The organism is Deltaproteobacteria bacterium, from assembly GCA_029860075.1.
Classification (GTDB): Bacteria; Desulfobacterota; JADFVX01; order JADFVX01; family JADFVX01; genus JAOUBX01.
The window spans coordinates 1-15,459 of the sequence record JAOUBX010000096.1 but is presented as its reverse complement, the minus strand read 5'-3'; the positions used below and the strand labels follow the sequence as shown (position 1 = coordinate 15,459).

At 41.1% G+C, this 15,459-nt stretch carries 20 protein-coding genes, 1 rRNA gene and 2 pseudogenes; 8 read left to right on the top strand and 15 right to left on the bottom strand.

All coding sequences use genetic code 11. From position 1 onward, the window contains the following. A 16S ribosomal RNA gene (locus OEV42_19240) occupies positions 1–102 on the bottom strand; the annotation flags it as partial. A gap of 302 nt (positions 103–404) precedes the next feature. Here OEV42_19240 and tolQ point away from each other — a divergent pair. The 6 genes from tolQ to ybgF are packed head-to-tail and all read left to right on the top strand — an operon-like array spanning position 405 to position 5,068. Then, a complete protein-coding gene (gene tolQ / locus OEV42_19235; protein MDH3976404.1) occupies positions 405–1,118 on the top strand; it encodes a protein TolQ in 714 nt (237 codons plus the stop codon). Further along, a complete protein-coding gene (gene tolR / locus OEV42_19230; GenBank protein MDH3976403.1) occupies positions 1,105–1,500 on the top strand; it encodes a protein TolR in 396 nt (131 codons plus the stop codon). Before tolQ ends, tolR begins: the two co-directional genes overlap by 14 nt. 17 nt (positions 1,501–1,517) lie before the next feature. After that, positions 1,518–2,291, top strand: a complete 774-nt coding sequence (locus OEV42_19225) for a TonB family protein (GenBank protein ID MDH3976402.1) — start codon at positions 1,518–1,520, stop codon at positions 2,289–2,291. 22 nt (positions 2,292–2,313) lie between these two features. Continuing rightward, entirely contained in the window at positions 2,314–3,567 is a 1,254-nt protein-coding gene (tolB, locus tag OEV42_19220) for a Tol-Pal system beta propeller repeat protein TolB (protein ID MDH3976401.1), read from the top strand. Positions 3,568–3,594: 27 nt separating this feature from the next. After that, entirely contained in the window at positions 3,595–4,200 is a 606-nt protein-coding gene (gene pal, locus OEV42_19215) for a peptidoglycan-associated lipoprotein Pal (GenBank protein MDH3976400.1), read from the top strand. Beyond that, positions 4,187–5,068: a tol-pal system protein YbgF gene (gene ybgF / locus OEV42_19210; protein MDH3976399.1), complete on the top strand. Its 882-nt coding sequence runs from the start codon at positions 4,187–4,189 to the stop codon at positions 5,066–5,068. The genes pal and ybgF overlap by 14 nt, the downstream gene beginning before the upstream one ends. Before the next feature lie 92 nt (positions 5,069–5,160). On the opposite strand, the gene OEV42_19205 is transcribed toward ybgF, so the two are convergent. Next, positions 5,161–5,508: a phosphomannose isomerase type II C-terminal cupin domain gene (locus OEV42_19205; GenBank protein ID MDH3976398.1), complete on the bottom strand. Its 348-nt coding sequence runs from the start codon at positions 5,506–5,508 to the stop codon at positions 5,161–5,163. A gap of 224 nt (positions 5,509–5,732) precedes the next feature. Here OEV42_19205 and eno point away from each other — a divergent pair, with 224 nt between their 5' ends. Next, on the top strand, positions 5,733–7,013 hold the full coding sequence (eno, locus tag OEV42_19200) for a phosphopyruvate hydratase (protein ID MDH3976397.1): 1,281 nt from the start codon (positions 5,733–5,735) through the stop codon (positions 7,011–7,013). Continuing rightward, positions 7,010–7,294 (top strand): septum formation initiator family protein, encoded by a 285-nt coding sequence (locus OEV42_19195; protein ID MDH3976396.1) that lies wholly within the window; start codon positions 7,010–7,012, stop codon positions 7,292–7,294. Before eno ends, OEV42_19195 begins: the two co-directional genes overlap by 4 nt. A 15-nt stretch (positions 7,295–7,309) precedes the next feature. On the opposite strand, the gene OEV42_19190 is transcribed toward OEV42_19195, so the two are convergent. From OEV42_19190 to rpmD, 13 genes and pseudogenes are all read right to left on the bottom strand, one after another. Continuing rightward, positions 7,310–8,176 carry an ATP-binding cassette domain-containing protein gene (locus OEV42_19190; GenBank protein ID MDH3976395.1) on the bottom strand — a complete coding sequence of 289 codons (867 nt, stop codon included), beginning with the start codon at positions 8,174–8,176 and terminating at the stop codon, positions 7,310–7,312. 390 nt (positions 8,177–8,566) lie between these two features. After that, a pseudogene (gene rplQ / locus OEV42_19185) lies at positions 8,567–8,926 on the bottom strand (50S ribosomal protein L17). A 40-nt stretch (positions 8,927–8,966) separates the two neighbouring features. Continuing rightward, positions 8,967–10,004: a DNA-directed RNA polymerase subunit alpha gene (locus OEV42_19180; protein ID MDH3976394.1), complete on the bottom strand. Its 1,038-nt coding sequence runs from the start codon at positions 10,002–10,004 to the stop codon at positions 8,967–8,969. Positions 10,005–10,047: 43 nt separating this feature from the next. Further along, positions 10,048–10,674 (bottom strand): 30S ribosomal protein S4, encoded by a 627-nt coding sequence (gene rpsD, locus OEV42_19175; protein ID MDH3976393.1) that lies wholly within the window; start codon positions 10,672–10,674, stop codon positions 10,048–10,050. Between the two features lie 33 nt (positions 10,675–10,707). After that, positions 10,708–11,106, bottom strand: a complete 399-nt coding sequence (gene rpsK, locus OEV42_19170) for a 30S ribosomal protein S11 (GenBank protein MDH3976392.1) — start codon at positions 11,104–11,106, stop codon at positions 10,708–10,710. Between the two features lie 20 nt (positions 11,107–11,126). Beyond that, complete coding sequence (gene rpsM / locus OEV42_19165) at positions 11,127–11,495, bottom strand: 30S ribosomal protein S13 (protein MDH3976391.1); 369 nt, start codon at positions 11,493–11,495, stop codon at positions 11,127–11,129. Between the two features lie 15 nt (positions 11,496–11,510). After that, on the bottom strand, positions 11,511–11,624 hold the full coding sequence (rpmJ, locus tag OEV42_19160; protein ID MDH3976390.1) for a 50S ribosomal protein L36: 114 nt from the start codon (positions 11,622–11,624) through the stop codon (positions 11,511–11,513). A 21-nt stretch (positions 11,625–11,645) separates the two neighbouring features. Next, complete coding sequence (gene infA / locus OEV42_19155; protein ID MDH3976389.1) at positions 11,646–11,864, bottom strand: translation initiation factor IF-1; 219 nt, start codon at positions 11,862–11,864, stop codon at positions 11,646–11,648. 20 nt (positions 11,865–11,884) lie between these two features. Beyond that, entirely contained in the window at positions 11,885–12,634 is a 750-nt protein-coding gene (gene map / locus OEV42_19150; GenBank protein ID MDH3976388.1) for a type I methionyl aminopeptidase, read from the bottom strand. Next, positions 12,634–13,290 (bottom strand): adenylate kinase, encoded by a 657-nt coding sequence (locus OEV42_19145; GenBank protein MDH3976387.1) that lies wholly within the window; start codon positions 13,288–13,290, stop codon positions 12,634–12,636. The genes map and OEV42_19145 overlap by 1 nt, the downstream gene beginning before the upstream one ends. Then, positions 13,287–14,588, bottom strand: a complete 1,302-nt coding sequence (gene secY / locus OEV42_19140; protein ID MDH3976386.1) for a preprotein translocase subunit SecY — start codon at positions 14,586–14,588, stop codon at positions 13,287–13,289. Before secY ends, OEV42_19145 begins: the two co-directional genes overlap by 4 nt. Then, positions 14,589–15,028 (bottom strand): annotated as a pseudogene (gene rplO, locus OEV42_19135) (50S ribosomal protein L15). A gap of 19 nt (positions 15,029–15,047) precedes the next feature. Beyond that, positions 15,048–15,251, bottom strand: coding sequence for a 50S ribosomal protein L30 (rpmD, locus tag OEV42_19130; GenBank protein MDH3976385.1), 204 nt, complete (start codon positions 15,249–15,251; stop codon positions 15,048–15,050). Positions 15,252–15,459: the final 208 nt, after the last annotated feature.

Below are 15,459 nucleotides of genomic sequence, written 5' to 3'. Positions count from 1 at the left end.
TGCGCCACTCTACTCGCACCCGAAGGTGCTTTCTCGTTCGACTTGCATGTGTTAAGCACGCCGCCAGCGTTCGTTCTGAGCCAGGATCAAACTCTCCAGTTAAATTATACTGAAGGAGTTAAACTCCCAACAAATCTCTCAAAAATCGACTGAACTTCTCTGCTATTTAGTTTTCAAAGACCAACAAGAACCCCGAAGTATATCTAAACGAACCAAGCAAAGTCAATACTTTTTTTCAAAGAATTTAATTATTTTTTTGGAACTGAAAAACCATCAGCTGGAGAATAAAATCACAGGCAGGCATCATCCTTTGGCGTTCCGCATCATTGACCTTGAATCGAATGATTAGCTTATGATAGATTAAATAGTTTAAAAATTGCAAGTCAAAAAAGGAGAAGTAAAAAATGACAGGTTCAGCGATTGCAAATGATATGGGAGTATTTGCGTTAATCAGCAATGCAGGCCCTGTAGTTAAAGTCGTGCTATTAATCCTATTTTTTCTATCAGTTACCTGCTGGGCCATCATTCTATTAAAGGGCCTCAAGATACGAAAGACCTGGAATGAATCCTCATCTTTTCTTAATATATTCTGGGAGGAAAAAAGACTGGAAGCAGCCTACTCTGCAATCAGAGACCACGAGGCAAGTCCGGCAGCGAGAATATTCAGGGCAGGCTACAAGGAGCTTATTAATGCGGCAAAAACTCAGAAAAGCGAAAGACATGCCTTTGAAGCATCAAGGCTCGACCTGATAGAAAGAGCCTTAAGAAGAGCAGAGAGTACGGAAATTGCCATGATGGAAAGACACCTCAATTTTCTGGCCACAACAGGCAGTGCAGCACCCTTTATCGGTCTCTTCGGAACAGTATGGGGCATCATGAATTCTTTTCAGCGAATAGGCGCAATAGGGACAGCCAACCTGGCAGTTGTCGCTCCCGGCGTATCAGAAGCGCTTATCGCTACAGCTATCGGCCTGGCCGCAGCCATACCGGCCGTTATTTTTTACAATATCTTTGTTGAGAAAATTAAGCGTCTCTCCCAGGACATAGACAGCATGACACTTGAATTTTTAAACATAGCAGAACGGGGCTTAAGGAGGCAATCTCTTGAAAGGGATTAAAAAGAGCTATACTCCTATGGCGGAGATAAACGTAACCCCCTTTGTCGACATTATGCTTGTTCTTTTAATAATCTTTATGGTAACGGCACCCATGATGCAGCAGGGGCTCGAAGTCGACCTTCCCGTAGCAAAAGGATCGGGATTTACCAAAGATTCACCGATTGTTGTAAGTATAACAAAAAACGAAAAGATATATATCAACGACAAAGGCAAAACAACGATAAATAAATTAGCATCCAAGCTCAAACACATAAAAGGGAATGAGGTTTTGATCAAGGCCGACTCAAAGGTATCTTACGGTTTTGTCATCAAAGTCATGGCTCGTATAAAAGAATCTGGTATAGATAAAGTCGGCATGATCACCAACCCTGATGAAGTCTGAAAGATTTAAAGGTGAGGATGTTTGACAAAAACCATGATCTGGCAATATGGGTTGCTATTTCCCTGGTGTTGCACCTTCTGCTCATCGGCATATTTAGCACTATCAATTCAAGGTCTGCTGTCAAAAGAGAATTTTACGCTCCAACCTACAAGGTAGATCTCGTCACCCTTGACAGACCAAAGCCGGCTCCAAATCAAAAGAAGAAGGTGACAACAAAAAAAAGCCCCCTTCCTCCACCATCAAAGAAAGTCGCAAAGAAGAGCAAAAAACAGGCAAAACCCATAAAAAAAGCAAAAACAAAGAAGCTGCCAAAGAAAAAAGTCAAAACACCTGTCACCGATCCATCAGCAATGATCAAGAAACTAAGAAAAAAGCATGAAGAGGAAATGGCCGTTGAAGAAAAACTGGCCAGGGTAAGATCAAAGGTAGCACAAACCAGGAAAGCCGCCCAAACAGCCGGCCAGGTAAGCACTACCCCAAAAGCCGGCGTAAGAAAAGTAGATACATCAAATATGAAAAAAGAGATAAAAGCATACAGTGATCTCCTTTATGAAAAAATGGAAAATGCCTGGATATTGCCGGGAAGCGCCGACTATTCCGGTTTATCCGCTATAATATCTGTTACCATTGGAAAAAATGGTGAGTTACTTAAGGTAGACATTGAAGAAGGGTCGGGAAATGGTTTTTTTGATCAATCCGTCATGAGGGCCGTTGAAAAATCTGTCCCATTTCCAAGGCCTCCAAAAGGCTATGAAGGTGGAATTGAAATAGGCTTTAGGTTCGGAAAATAAACTTAATTGAAGGGATATAGCTTTGATCAAAAAAACAATTACATTATTTATACTCTCAACGACTTGTTTATACACAAATACAGCAACAGCGAAAATTTATATAGATATCAGTTCTCCTTCAGCACGAAAAATGCCTATTGCCATAGAAAACTTCACAGGCAAAGATCTTTCTTCATCAGTCTCAGCTACAATCAGGAGAAACCTCGACCTTAGCGGACTATTTCATATGATTAGTGAAGAAGGTGAAACAGGGGATGCGCCTTTCTGGCTTTCAGCCGGGGCTGAAACCTTAATCAAAGGATCTATTTCCGTAAAAAACAGCGGAGTGCTTATCGAAGCATTTCTTTATGATCTTGCAAGAAACAAAACACTTCTGGCCAAGAGATACCATGGACAAGAATCAGATATAAGAACTATAGCCCACCGTTTTTCTGATGAAGTTATAAAAATACTGACAGGAGAAAAAGGCATCTTTAATACTAAAATTGCCTTTATATCAAAGAAGGGAGGAAACAAGGAACTTTATCTCATGGATTTTGATGGTAAAAACGCTCTTAAACTAACGAATAATGGAAGTATAAACCTCTCTCCCAAGTGGTCCAAAGATAGCAAAAAGCTCCTTTTCACTTCATTCAAGGGTGGAAAAGCAGCTCTCTACATAAAAGATTTGGCAAACTACAATGAAATTGCTCTCACAAAAGAAAAGCACATGACCATGGGAGGAGACTGGTCACCTGACAGCATGAAAGTCGTTTTCACCATGACAAAGAGAGGAGATTCCGACCTTTTCCTCACCGAGCCGGGTAATGGCGCCATAAGAAGACTTACATCAGGCTGGGGGCTCGATGTGTCACCTGCCTGGTCACCTGATGGAGAAAGTATTGCCTTTGTTTCAGACAGGGGAGGGAATCCTAATATATATACAATTACAGAAGAGGGAAAAGACTTAACAAGACTAACTTTTGATGGTAAATATAATACATCACCGGCATGGAGCAAAGATGGAAAATGGATTGCCTATTCATCCTTGCAAAAAGGTGGTTTCAGGATATATATTATGAAAGCTGACGGATCGTCAAAAAGGCAAATTACCTTCGGTCCAGGAAATGATGAGGAACCAAGCTGGTCTCCCGATGGCAGGTTCCTTGTTTTTTCATCATCAAGGGAGGGAAAAAAAACAATTTACCTCATTAATATGGGCACCAGCAAAACCATAAAGCTGGATGGCTCCGGTGGAGCGGATATGAGCCCTGCATGGTCGCCTTTTTTTAATTAATACAACCTATTTAAGGAGGAGAATTTCATGTCTTTTTTTGCTAAATTTAATCACAAATTTATTATGCTCATTTTTTCAGCTATTCTTATTTCAGGCTGTGAAGGTATCAAGAAAAAGGTACCAGATGCCAATTCACAATTTGGACAGGAAATAAACCAGAGGTTTGCTGAGGGCCAGGGAAAGGAAGAAACAGCACCTAATGAACCTCTTTCTCCAGGTGAGGGGCAGGATATCAAGGAAGAAGATATAAAAGTTGTTGATGAAGGAGCCGAAAAAGCCTTCAGTGACGAACCGGGGGAAGTATTTACTTTGAAAGACATTCACTTCAAGTTCGACAAATCAGATCTCGACAGTGATTCAAGGGCCTACCTTGAAACGATGTTTTCCTGGCTCGACCAAAACCGCTCTATTAAGGTCAACATCGAAGGTCATGCTGATGACAGAGGAACATCAGAATATAACCTTGCACTTGGAGCAAGAAGAGCCGATGCCGTAAAAAGGTATCTTGAAATCCTGGGAGTAGACTCAATCCGTCTTTCTACCATCAGTTACGGCGAAGAAATGCCGATAGAGGAAGGGCAGCATGAAAAAGCCTGGGCGGCAAACAGGAGAGTTCATTTTGAAGGGATCTAAAACCGTCACATCCATATTCTCTGCCGCTCTTGTTGGCAGCATATTAGTAACAGGCTGCATCGTTCCTAACAAGGACCTGATAAGTCTGAAAAATGATGTAGAGGAACTCAAAAAAGAAACAGCAAGGATTCAACTCACGGCAGGCATTAAACCTGACAGCAGCAAAAGCAGAATTGATGAAATGGAAAGGGAGATAGAATTTTTGTCGCGTGACCTCAAAAAAACCAGGGCTGCTTCCGATGCTAAACTCAACGCCATGAGGGGAGAAATCCAGGCTTTAGGTGGAAGGTTTGAAGAAGTAAAACACCTAACGGGAAAAGCTTCAGACAATAATCGCTCTTTTTTAACGGCGGTTGACTCAAGATTAACCGCTATTGAAGGCAGAATAGAGAGATCTGAAAAAAAACTGGACGAGTTGAAGCTTGACCTTGAATTGATAAAAAAAGCCTCTGTAATAGCAGATGAGACCAGCAAAGAGCCTGAAATTACTTCAGCGGATTTATATAAATCCGGTCTCGATGCCATCAAAAAAGGAAAGACCAGGGAAGCAAGGGATTTTTTTAATCGCTACTTAAAATTATTTCCTGACGGCCCTCTCGCCAACAACGCACAGTTCTGGATAGGCGAAAGTTTTTATGATGATGGCGATTTTGAAAGATCAATCATAGAATACGATGATGTTATCAAGAAATATCCGGGGGGAGGAAAGGTTCCTGCAGCCCTGCTTAAGCAAGGGATGGCCTTTGAAAAGATTAAGGATAAAAAAACAGCAGAGGCGCTCTATAAGAAATTAATCAAACAGTTTCCAGATTTGGACGAAGCAAAAAAAGCCAAGAACCTGTTAAGCAAGAAAAATAAAAGAAAGTAGGATAAAAGTATTAAAGGAAAGCTGCTAATACGATTAACTCGCTGACTCATTATGCAAAAAGCACGTGGTCAGGCTTTGGAGGAAACGGACATTTATACTCTCCCGTAATCATCCTCCAAACGTTCGATATCATCCTCACCAAAATAATCACCCCTTTGCACTTCGATGAAAACAACATCCTTGTCCGTCTTATTTGACATCCGATGAATTCCACCCAAGGGGATATCAATTGATTGACCTGTTTTAAGGGTTATATCCTTACCATTTAAGGTAACGACACCTTCTCCGGATACGACAAACCAGTGTTCACAACGCCTTTTATGACGTTGCAGGCTCAAACGTTTTCCCGGGTAGACAAGAATGCGCTTAACTTTATGGTCGGCTTCATCGGCAAGGACTTTAAAACATCCCCAGGGGCGATGATCCTCTATGTGAGTCAAAGAAACCTCCAAAATATTTATAATTTCAAATCATTCAATAGTAACGACCAATAAATCATATTTCAACTTTTATTTATAAATTCTCACTTTCTTTTAATTAACCATACAAATAGAGTCCTATTATTCAGCGATTGAAAGGGATTATGACTTTGACAAATTTTCACTTTTCTGCTAGATTTCTGCTAATAAAATAATAATTAAATGCTTATTGGAGGCTTTTTATAATGACAATTATTGAAGACGTTCTGGCGAGAGAAATTATTGATTCAAGAGGAAACCCTACCGTAGAGGTAGATGTTTATCTCTCATCAGGCGTTTTCGGGAGAGCAGCCGTACCATCGGGAGCTTCCACAGGTGAGCTTGAAGCTGTCGAATTAAGAGATGGTGAAAAAAGGTTTCTTGGAAAAGGCGTTACAAAAGCCGTTAAAAATGCAGAAGAAATAATAGGCCCGGAAATATCAGGAATGGATGCCACCGATCAGGCCGCAATCGATAATTTAATGATAGAACTTGACGGAACGAATAATAAGAGTAATCTGGGAGCGAACGCTATTCTCGGCGTATCACTTGCAGTAGCAAGAGCGGCTGCAACGGCTCTCGATCTACCCCTGTATCGTTACATCGGGGGTACAAACGGCAAAACGCTGCCTGTTCCCATGATGAACATTTTAAATGGCGGCGCACACGCCGATAACAATGTCGATATTCAGGAATTTATGATCATGCCGGTTGGCGGCAAAACCTTTTCCGACGCACTACGCGTGGGAACTGAAGTATTTCACAACCTTAAAAAAGTTCTTGCAGGAAAGGGATATAATACAGCAGTCGGCGATGAAGGTGGTTTTGCACCAAACCTGAAATCCAATGACGAAGCAATTGACGTTATACTGGAAGCCATTGAAAAGGCGGGTTATAAACCGGGAGAAGAGATCATGTTGGCTCTCGATTCAGCTTCAAGTGAATTTTTTGAAAATGATCATTATCATTTCAAGAAGTCCGATGGTTCTAAAAAGAGTTCCCGTGAAATGGTGGAATTTTATAAAAACTGGATAAAAAAATACCCTATAGTATCAATTGAAGACGGCTTAAGTGAAAATGACTGGGATGGCTGGAAATTGATCACAGAGGACCTGGGGTCAGAAGTTCAGCTTGTGGGAGATGATCTGTTTGTCACAAACACTGAGATTCTTTCAAAGGGAATAACAAGAGGTGTCGCTAATTCAATTCTTATTAAAGTCAACCAGATCGGAACGCTAACAGAAACACTGGATGCTATCGAAATGGCAAAACGGGCCGGTTATACAGCAGTCATTTCACACCGATCCGGGGAGACTGAGGATACCACAATTGCAGACATTGCGGTAGCAACAAATGCGGGTCAAATAAAAACCGGTTCTGCCAGCAGAACTGACAGGATCGCAAAATACAATCAATTGCTGAGAATTGAGGAAGAATTAGGGAATTCTGCTATCTACCCGGGGAGGAGCGCCTTTTATAACCTGTGAAATCTCTTCCTGAAAATAAGTTCACATGGCTCTATGTATTTACTTTTGTCTTACTCTTGCTGTACACTTTTTTCAGTGAAAGAGGTTTGATTCGTGTACATCAATTAGCCACGGAAAGAGATAATATTATAATGAGATCTCAAATTGTAGAAGGGGAAAACAAAAAGCTGCTTTCTAAAGCACTTTTATTAAAAAACGATTTTAAGGAAATGGAAAAAACAGCCAGGGCAGAACTGGACCTTGTACGAGAAGATGAAATTCTTTATAAATTTTCGAAATGATTACAGGAATCGAGACTACTTAACGGGTAAACTTGCCTGACTCCCCACCCGTTGGAGCAGGCGTTCAATCATACTATTCATGTCACAGTCAAAGAGCATAGGTTCGGAAGTAAGTTTATTTATTTTTTGAATAAACTCGACAAGCAGTCTCTGTTTATCTGTAAAAGAATAAGAAACACCTCCTTTTTCAAATAATAAGGGCCATTTTCCATCAAATACTATAGCGCCACCTTCCATATAAATAACACGATCTGAGCTCATTAGCTCAAAAAGGTTATGAGTGATCTGAACAATGGTTATCCCATACTCCTTATTCAATTCTTTTAAAATTTTTAATAATGTACGTCGCGACATAGGATCAAGCATGGATGAAGCCTCATCAAAAATAATACATTTACAGTTAAGGGCCAGAATCCCTGCAATATTAATTTTTTGCTGTTCACCTCCGGAAAGAAGGTGTGTTAGTTCTTTTTGAAGATTGAGGGCATTAACTTTTTCAAGTGCGCCAAAGAGAGCATCTTCAATTTCCCGACCATAGACACCCATATTTTCCAGACCAAAGGCTATATCATCTTCAACAACAGGAGATACAATCTGATTTTCAGGATTTGAATATATATAGCCTATTTCAGGATTAATTCCATTTTTTGTAACATTTGCACCACGAAATATAATCTCACCTGAAAGAGGTTTTAATATTCCTTTTAATAACGCTGCAAGGGTCGTCTTACCTGAACCATTAGCACCACCGATAGCGGTGTATTCCCCTTCCTTCAGAGTGAGGTTAAGGTTTGAAAATAAAATTTTACTTTTGTCGGCAAAATCAGAATAGCTGAAAGTAATTTCTTTTAATCTTATTATCTCTTTTTTCTTTGTTAACATAAGAATACTTTATTTGATCATCAGTAAAAGCGCCTAAATAATAACTACTTTCTTTATTTAAGTTTAAACAAAAAAAAAGCAAGGAACGAAATCCTTGCTCTTTTAATGCGTATTAAAATTTCAAAATCATTTTTTTTCTTCTTTTTCTTCCTCTTCAGTTACTTCCACAGACGCTTCTTCTGTCTCCGTCTTTTCTTCCGTCTTTTCTTTGGCTTGAGCCTCAACCACCTCTTCCGCTTGAACCTCTTCCTTTTCCGAATCTACAGCAACTGCTTCGGCTTCCTCAACTGCTTCCTCTTGCTGAGAAGTCTTTTTTATTTTTTTCTCTTCTCCTACAGACGCTTTCTTTTTTGCAGAGCTTGTTTTCTTAACCGGTTTTTCTGCGCCTTTCATTTCTTCAGTTACCAGTTGTATTGAAGAAAGTGGTGCGTTATCTCCCGCCCTCATACCAAGCTTGATGATCCTTATATAACCACCGGGCCTGTCTTTATACCTGTCAGCAAGTGTTGTGAAAAGCTTTTGCAACACTTCCCTGTCATTAACCATCACTCTTGCCATTCTTCTGGCAGAAAGGGTACCACGCTTTCCGAGTGTAATTAATTTTTCGGCATGCCTTCTTAATTCTTTAGCCTTAACATCAGTAGTAGTAATACTTTCCTTATCCAGCAAAGATACGACCATGTTGCGATACATCGCTTTTCTGTGGCTCGAATTTCTACCAAGCTGTTTGCCTGATTTAAGGTGTCTCATTTCAACTCCTAAATATAGTATATAATATTATCAGCGATTATTAATTATCCTCGTCATCCAGTGCGAGGTAATCCGGTGTTTCGGGCAATTCAGGAAGATCATCGGGTGGCCAGTTTGCGATTTGCATGCCAAAGCTGAGGCCCATATCAGTGAGAATCTCCTTAATTTCATTTAGCGATTTACGACCAAAGTTCTTGGTTTTGAGCATTTCACCTTCCGTCTTTTGAACAAGTTCGCCTATGTAACGAATATCTGCATTCTTCAGACAATTTGCTGATCTCACAGAAAGCTCAAGCTCATCAACACCTCTGATGAGATTTTCATTAATCTTTGCCTCGGTCTCATCAGATTCTTCCTTCTCAGGCTCTATAGAGGACTCGTCAAAGTTTATAAAAATATTCATCTGCTCTTTCAATATTTTAGCAGAAAAAGCAACGGCATCATCGGGCTTGACGGACCCATCCGTCCAGATTTCAAGTGTAAGTTTATCATAATCCGTCCTTTGACCTACCCTGGCATTCGCAACGGAATGATTAACCTTCAAAATAGGATTGAAGAGAGAATCAATTACTATAGCATCAGCAGGTGTATCCTCTTCCCGATTTCTTTCCGAAGGTACGTATCCTCTTCCGAGTTTTACCGTTAGCTCCATCTCAAGCTTGCCACCCTTACCAACGGTGGCAATATGATGTTCAGGATTAAGAATTTCCACAGAAGAATCATGAATAATGTCACCTGCTTTAACTTCACCCTCACCGTTTTTCTTAATGGTAACTGTTTTAGATGTTCCCGTATGCAGTTTTACTCTCACACCCTTAAGATTGAGTATAACTTCTGTCATATCTTCGCTAACGCCGGGTATAGTGGAAAACTCGTGCAGTACGCCTTCTGCCTTAACAGCAGTAACTGCAGCCCCCTGCAAAGAAGATAGCAAAATCCTTCTCAGTGAGTTACCTATTGTAGTTCCATACCCTCTTTCAAAAGGTTCCGCATAAAACTTCGCATAGTTACCCTTAAAAGACTCTTTTTCGAATTTTAAGTGTTTTGGTTGAATCAGTTCACGCCAGTTCTGATACATTTTTCCTCCATCATCATGGCAGGCAAATTAATGCTTACCCTAATTATTTTGAGTACAACTCGACAATAAGGTTTTCCTGTATTGGCATAGTGATATCTTCCCTTACGGGTATCGATTTGACAGTTCCCTTAAAGTGCTCTCTTTCAAGCTCCAGCCACTCAGGAACACCTCTTCTAACAACAGCGTCGAGAGAATCACTAATTCGTTGAATTTTTCTACTCTTTTCCCGAACTTCGATAGCATATCCCGGTTTTACCAGGTATGAGCACACATCAACTTTTCTTCCGTTTACCAGAAAATGACCGTGGTTTACCAGTTGTCTTGCCTCATTTCGAGAACTTGCAAAACCAAGTCTGTACACCATATTATCGAGACGACTTTCGAGAAGTTGAAGGAGATTTTCACCTGTAACACCCTTCTTTCTGTCTGCAGCCTTAAAGTAACCTCTAAACTGCTTTTCCAAAAGGTTATACATCCTTCTTACTTTCTGCTTTTCACGTAGCTGCACGCCGTAATCCGTTACTTTTTTTCTACCCTGGCCATGCTGCCCTGGCGGATAAGCCCGCCTGTCTATTGCACATTTGTCAGTGTAGCATCTGTCGCCTTTGAGAAAAAGTTTACTCCCTTCCCTTCTGCAAATTCTGCACACCGATTCTCTGTACCTTGCCAATCTAACCTCCTCTTAGTCCCTGTCTTTAAACTGTTAAACCCTTCTCCTCTTTGGTGGCCTGCAGCCGTTATGAGGGATAGGTGTGATGTCTTTGATTAATTTTATGTTAAAACCGATCGCCTGCAAGGCTCTCAGTGCTGATTCTCTACCAGAGCCCGGACCTTTGACGTAAACATCGATAGTTTTCATACCATGTGCCATTGCTTTTTTACCTGCATCCTCACCAGCCATCTGGGCGGCAAAAGGAGTGCTCTTCTTGGAGCCTTTAAATCCCATTGCACCGGATGTTGACCAGGACACAACATTCCCGGCAGTATCAGTTATAGTAATGATGGTATTATTGAAGGTTGACTGTATATGCGCAATTCCGTTAGGAATATTCTTTTTTTCTTTCCTTCTTTTGACAGCACCTTTTTTTACTACTTTAGCCATTTCTCCTCCGCTATTAAATACTACTTCTTCTTACCCGCAACCGTTCTCTTGGGTCCTTTTCTGCTCCTGGCATTGGTCTTCGTTTTCTGTCCTCGAACGGGCAGCCCTTTTCTATGCCTTAACCCTCTGTAACATCCAAGGTCCATGAGTCGCTTGATATTCATGGACACTTCTTTTCGAAGGTCACCTTCTACCTTATAAGTCTCATCAATAACTTTCTTAATATTGCTAACATCTGTCTCTTCCAAATCCTTAGCTCTCTTATTTGGATCAACTCCTGCTTCAGACAGTATGTCATTGGAAAGTGACTTACCAATTCCATAGATATAAGTCAGCGCAATTTCAATTCTCTTGTCCTTCGGAAGGTCAACGCCTGCTATTCTTGCCATGAATATCCTCTCTCTTTAACCTTGACGCTGTTTATGCTTAGGAATTTCACAAATCACCCTTACAACGCCTTTTCTTTTAATCAGTTTGCACTTTGGGCAAATCTTTTTTACCGATGCTCTTACTTTCATCCTGCCTCTCCCTAGTTTATGTCATTTCTCCCGGTATGTTATTCTTCCACGACTGAGATCGTATGGAGACAACTCAATTTTGACCTTATCACCAGGTAAAATTTTAATATAATGCATTCTCATCTTGCCTGAAATATGTGCCAGGACTTTATGTCCATTCTCAAGCTCCACCCTGAACATCGCATTCGGTAATGGTTCTAATACCGTCCCCTCAACCTCGATTGCTTCTTCCTTCGACATAAACTCCCTATACTTTTTTTCTATATCTTACTAAGAATGTATGGCCCGTTTTTCGTTATAGCAACTGAGTGTTCATAATGAGATGACAAAAGGCCGTCATCCGTTACGGCTGTCCATCCATCGGACTTCACTCTTACACCACACTTACCCTGGTTGATCATTGGCTCAATAGCCAAAACCATTCCTGCTTTTAGCCTGATACCGCGTTTTGGTTGCCCAAAGTTAGGTACCTGAGGTTGTTCATGCAAACTTTTTCCGATTCCATGACCAACAAACTCTCTAACGACAGAATAGCCCTGTGCTTCTACATGGCTCTGGACGGCATAGGATATATCCGACAGTCTGTTCCCTACCTTTGCCATCTCTATGGCCTTGTATAGAGATTCTTCCGTCACCTTCATCAAGGCTTCGGCCTCTGTAGATATATTACCTACCGCGATAGTGATAGCGGCATCACCAAAGTATCCATCAAGGCAGACACCAAAATCGATACCAACAATATCACCTTCTTCAAGAATCCTTTTGGGTGAAGGAATACCGTGAACAACTTCTTCATTAACAGATGCGCAAATTGAAGCAGGATAGCCATTATAACCTTTAAAGGCAGCTTTTACACCCTTTTTTTTCACATATTCCTCGGCGACCTTATCAAGATCGCCGGTAGATACTCCCGGCTTTACTGTTTCTTTGAGAGTATTCAGAACTTCAGCCACTATAAGGTTGGCTTTCCTCATAATCTCAATTTCTTTTGCAGATTTTAAAAGAACCATCAAGCTGAAGGGCTGTTTAAAATGGCACCTATCCGGTCGAATATCTCTATTTCACTGCCCACACCCTCAACAGTGGCAAGAAGATTCTTCTTTTCATAATAGTCAATCAAAGGAGTTGTAGTCGATGAATAGACTTTCAATCTTTCCGAGATAGTCTCTTCCTTATCATCATCCCTTTGATATAAATCACTTCCACATTTATCACATTTATGTTCATCCTCCGGAGGATTAAACTTGATGTGATAAACTTCCCCGCAGTTAGTACAAATCCTTCTTCCAGTCAACCTGAGAAGCAACTCTTTTTCATCAACATGAATATTCACGACATTATCAATTGGTTGTCCCAGACTTTCAAGTGTTTCTTCAAGCGCATCGGCTTGAATAACCGTTCTGGGGAACCCATCCAGTATAAACCCTTCGGAACAATCCTTTTCAATCAATCTTTCCCTGATAATTCCTATGACAACATCATCAGGGACAAGTTCACCCTTATCCATATAAGTTTTTGCCTTTACGCCAAGTTCGGTTCCATTCTTCAATGCCGCTCTGAGAATATCACCCGTCGAGATCTGTGGGATACCATAGTTGACGACAAGCCTCTTAGATTGAGTTCCCTTGCCTGCTCCAGGTGCACCAAGCAATATCAACCTTTTCATCTTCTACCTCTTATTCTGCCACTCTTCATAAATCCTTCGTACTCTCTGGCCAAAAGATGCGATTCAATCTGTTGTGCAGTATCTATTCCCACGCTGACAACAATTAACAATGCCGTACCCCCAAAATAGAAGGGCACATTAAATCTGGCAATGAGAAGTGTAGGCAACACACAGACTGCCGCTACATAAAGCGCTCCACCTAAGGTTATCCGGCTTAGCACCAGATCGATGTATTCAGCGGTACTTTTACCCGGTCTGATCCCCGGTATATAGCTTCCTGATTTTTTTAAATTATCGGCAATGTCCTCTGGATTGAAAGTAACAGCCGTATAAAAAAAGCAAAAGAAAATTATAAGAGCAACAAAGATAACATTGTATAATATCTTCTCTGGTCCCAACATCCCTACCAGTGTTGACATCCAGTCATAAGCTATAATCCCTTCCAAGGTTGCCGGAAAAAGTAATAAGGAAGAGGCAAAGATTGGCGGAATAACACCAGCCGTATTTACTTTCAGCGGCAAATGGCTTCCGCTTGCCGTCATACCGACTACCTTTCTACCATGACTGATAGGAATCCTTCTCTGTCCCTTTTCAAAATAAAGAATAAAGGCAATGACAACGAACATAATCAGTAAAATAATTGCAACCGTTAAAGGACCCAGATCACCCCGCTTAAGCATTTGAAAGGTATTTGTTATGGCAGCAGGGAGTCTGGCAACAATACCTGCAAAGATGATTAACGAGATACCGTTACCAATCCCCTTTTCCGTCATTTGTTCACCAAGCCACATAAGGAATGCCGTTCCGGCAGTCAGCGTGATGACCGTGACGATTCTAAATCCCCAGCCAGGGATAAGAACCACCGCCTCACCAGCAGGCCCCTGCATGGCTTCCAATCCGACTGCAATACCGAAGCCTTGTACGATGCTAATTAATATGGTACCGTACCTGGTATATTGCGTGATTTTCTTTCTTCCTGATTCCCCTTCCTTCTTAAGCGCCTCAAAGGAAGGAACCAAAACAGTGAGTAGCTGAAATATAATTGATGCGCTAATATAGGGCATAATCCCCAGCGCAAAAACGGACAACCTTTCCAGGGCACCGCCGGAGAACATATTAAAGACACCCAGCAAAGTACCTTTAGCCTGCTCAAAAAATGAAGCCAAAGCTTGCCCGTCAATCCCGGGTGTGGGAACGAAACAACCTATCCTGTAAACTGCCAGAGCAAAAAGAACAAATTTGATCCTGCTCCAAAGTTCAGGAACTTTGAATATATTCTGTACTCCGCCAGCTATCACTTAATCTGTCTCTACTTTCCCACCAGCAGCTTCAATCTTCTTTTTTGCGCCACTTGAAATTTTATCTACCTTCAAAACAAGCGATTGTTTAATATCGCCATTACCAAGGACCTTAATGCCATATCCAATTTTTTTCACCAGACCGGATTTGCTTAACAATTCTGAATCAACAACCGTATTGGCCTCAAATTTAGATAAGTCACCAACATTAATAATGGCATATTCTTCTTGAATATGTTGGTAAAACCAACCTTGGGCAACCTTCTCTGCAAAGGCATCTGTCCACCTTCAAATCCTCTCGTTGATTTAGCACCTGATCTGGATTTTTGGCCTTTGTGTCCTCTGCCACTTGTTTTACCAAAGCCGGATCCGGGACCGCGACCCACTCTTTTTTTATTTTTTGCAGACCCTTCAGATGGCCTGAGTTCATTGAGCTTCATATTCTCTATCCTTCGTCAGCTAGTCTACCATTACCAAATGTGAAACTTTTTTTATCATTCCTCTCGCTTGCGGAGTATCTTTCAAAACCACAGTCTGGTTCAATCTCTTAAAACCAAGCCCTACCAAAGTTGCCTTTTGATCCCGGGGCCTGCCAATTGCGCTTCTTTTGAGCGTCACAGAAAGGGTTGATTCCTTTTCCTTGGCAGGAGCCTTTGTTTTTATTTTAATCTCTTTAGCTGAACTCTCTTCCTTAGAAAGGGCAGCTTTTTTTACAGGCGGCTTGTCAGTTCTTTTTGCTTCGCTTTTTGCTTCGCTCTTTGCTTCGCTCTTTGCTTCGCTCTTTGCTTTGCTCTTTGCTTCGCTCTTTGCTTTGCTCTTTGCTTCGCTCTTTGCTTTGCTCTTTGCTTCGCTCTTTGCTTTGGTATCCTTT